Source organism: Acrocarpospora sp. B8E8 (genome assembly GCF_039871605.1).
Classification (GTDB): domain Bacteria; phylum Actinomycetota; class Actinomycetes; order Streptosporangiales; family Streptosporangiaceae; genus Acrocarpospora; species Acrocarpospora macrocephala.
Genome location: NZ_JBDPLV010000172.1, coordinates 1 through 2,399, shown reverse-complemented (window position 1 = coordinate 2,399; position 2,399 = coordinate 1). Strand labels below are relative to the sequence as shown.

Annotated in this window: 4 protein-coding genes and 1 pseudogene; 4 read left to right on the top strand and 1 reads right to left on the bottom strand. The window is 64.9% G+C overall.

The features are described from left to right. Positions 1 to 103, top strand: a pseudogene (locus ABGB08_RS54345) (IS5/IS1182 family transposase); the annotation flags it as partial. 43 nt (positions 104 to 146) lie between these two features. Further along, a complete protein-coding gene (locus tag ABGB08_RS54340; protein ID WP_347608383.1) occupies positions 147 to 461 on the top strand; it encodes a hypothetical protein in 315 nt (104 codons plus the stop codon). Positions 462 to 947: 486 nt separating this feature from the next. Here the strand turns inward: ABGB08_RS54340 and ABGB08_RS54335 are convergent, their stop codons facing one another. Then, the gene (locus ABGB08_RS54335) at positions 948 to 1,256 is read right to left on the bottom strand and encodes a hypothetical protein (protein ID WP_347608380.1); all 309 of its coding nucleotides are present in this window, start codon (positions 1,254 to 1,256) and stop codon (positions 948 to 950) included. A gap of 144 nt (positions 1,257 to 1,400) precedes the next feature. Here ABGB08_RS54335 and ABGB08_RS54330 point away from each other — a divergent pair, with 144 nt between their 5' ends. Together ABGB08_RS54330 and ABGB08_RS54325 are read left to right on the top strand one after the other, a co-directional pair. Further along, positions 1,401 to 1,703 carry a hypothetical protein gene (locus ABGB08_RS54330; RefSeq protein WP_347608377.1) on the top strand — a complete coding sequence of 101 codons (303 nt, stop codon included), beginning with the start codon at positions 1,401 to 1,403 and terminating at the stop codon, positions 1,701 to 1,703. A 282-nt stretch (positions 1,704 to 1,985) separates the two neighbouring features. After that, the gene (locus ABGB08_RS54325; RefSeq protein WP_347608374.1) at positions 1,986 to 2,315 is read left to right on the top strand and encodes a hypothetical protein; all 330 of its coding nucleotides are present in this window, start codon (positions 1,986 to 1,988) and stop codon (positions 2,313 to 2,315) included. The last annotated feature ends 84 nt before the right edge of the window (positions 2,316 to 2,399 follow it).

The window sequence follows — 2,399 nt, the reverse complement described above, 5'->3', positions numbered from 1 at the left end:
AGCGTTCTTCGACCTGGCCGACGCCATCATCACCGTCCGTAGCCTCATCCGCCGCGCCTGGATCACCCACCGCTGGAAGGGCCGCCCGGATCGACGTCGATGACGCTCACCAATCCGCGCGGCCTCTAAGCCTGGGCATAGCCATCTTGTCCGCGAGTCCTGCGAGCGCCCAGGCGGCCCCCCCTTGCGTCCTGTCGATCAACCCAGTCCCCATCAACACGTACAAAGTGCAGGTCGACTGCGGGCCCCTCATCCCCCGACCGTGGGACCTGTACAGCGACGACGGTTTCCTCGGCGCTCAGTTCATCCTGAGCTCCAGCGTGCCCGTGATCTACGTGAGCCCTGCCGTCTTGAACGAGGACGAGGGCGGTGAGGATGAGATCTTCGCCAAAGTCATCTACCGGACCGCCACGGGAGCTATCCGGACTGTGCGGACCAACACGGTCCACGGCAATTTTTGAGCTGACGCGTTTCCCCCGTTCGGGTGACCTACGCCCCGACCACCGCACAACAGCGACGGCCATCAGGTGCGGGCCATGATGAGCGGCCGTTCGCCTGGGACCAAGGGAGCAGAGCCCCGTCCGCTTCTCGGCAGAAGCGGACACCATCACAGGTCCAGCGCCGAACAGGATCGGCCTGCCGACCCGTTCGGCGGGTAGGCGAGAGCCGCGCGGCACCAACCCCTCATAGTCGCCCTCCGGGTTGCCTACGGCAATGCAACCGGCCCACCGCTCCGCACGTGTACAGACTCCGTACCACCAGAGGGCTGCACCCAGCGCGAAGTTACGCAGCCCACGTTCGTCGGTACGTGCACCCCTTACTCCCACCGGCAACCTCCGGACCCCCCGGCACATGGCAAGCGTTCGCCGGATGGGTTACCGGTCAAGGCGTGACCCGTCGGCCAGGAGCCCGCATCTCCACCCCCGACGCCCGCAACCGCCGCTGAATCAGCTTGACGTCGAGTCCAGCGATTCGGCCAGCATCCGCAGAGACTCACCCGCCTTGTACCGGCGCGCCATCTCCGCATTAGAGATCCCCACGTCCTTCGGTTCACCCCCGGTCCCGGGCATCCTGCCGGGTACCCGTAACTCCACCCCCGCCGACAACAGCCGATCACGGACCGTCCTGGCACTGACGCCCAGCGAACGGCCCAGGACCCGCAGCGACTCACCGGCCCGATACCGCGCCGCCAGTTCCTCAACGCTCACCCCGAGATCAAGCTTCGGCTTGACCGTCACTCGGCCCTTGAGCACCACACCGGCCGCCTCCCCGCCTGGCCCGCCTCTGCTCCCTCTCCTTGATCAAGAAAGTGGTCGAACGACTAGCCCGGGTACCCAGCAGCCACCCGTCGCGCCCCGAAGCCGTGTGTTTGATCGCGTTCGTCACTACCTCTGAGAGCAGTGATCAGGAGACTCGTCGAAGACGTGGAGTTACGTCACGGGTTCACGTTGATGCGGGTCAACGGGCTGGCGGTGTTCGCGGTCAAGCGGGGTCGTTTCATCCAGGGCGGTGATCTTGAGGAGCGGGCGGCGGTCGCCTGGTCGGCGATTGTGGAGCACCTGTACGCGGTGACGGATCCGCCGACGATCAGTGATGTGGTGCGGGTGGCCTGGCGGGCGGTGGGTGATCAGGTCGACCGGGATCGGCGGTCGCGGGGCCTGAATACCAATGATCGGTACGCGGGGGTGACGGCGGGCGTTTGAGCGGTATTGGCATACTGCCGCGCGGACTGGCTCTGTTCTGGAGGAAGGGGTGGTGGAGCGGACGGCGTTGCGGCAGATCTGGGCGCGGCTGTCCCCGTCGCATCGGGGGGTGCTGGCGGCGCTGGCCCTGCATGAGGATCACGGCGCGGCGGCTGCCTCGCTGGGCAAGAAGAGATCGACGTATGGTTTGCAGCTGAGCCGGGCGCGGCGGGCGTTTCTGGCGTTGTGGCATGAGGGTGAGACGCCGTCGCGGCCGTGGGCCAGGGATGTGCGGGCCAAACCGTGGATCTGCTACGCAAGGCAGAAACTACACTCGCCATCAACCCTACGAATCCAATTTCGCAATGGGTGAACAATTTCGACGAGGGCTCGTTTGCTAGCGAGGCGGTCCGGTGCATGCTCTTATTGGGCGACTATTCGGAAGCCCAACGCCAGGCCGAGCGCATTGTCGAACTGCGCCCTGCCGAAAGAATGCGAAGCAGGGCATTTGGTAAACTTGCCCTATCCAGAATATTCATCCAGCGAGGCGATTTCGACGAAGCATGCGCGGTCGCGCAAGAGGTGCTTGATTGTAACCATTCACACCTCCTGATCTTGGTGTCGCCGGTTTGATCGTCTCGCCGGAGTCCGGCATGATCGCTGTTCGTGATCGAGGAATCCGCGTCTTCGAGCGCGCCCTCGATGGAGGAGTTCGCG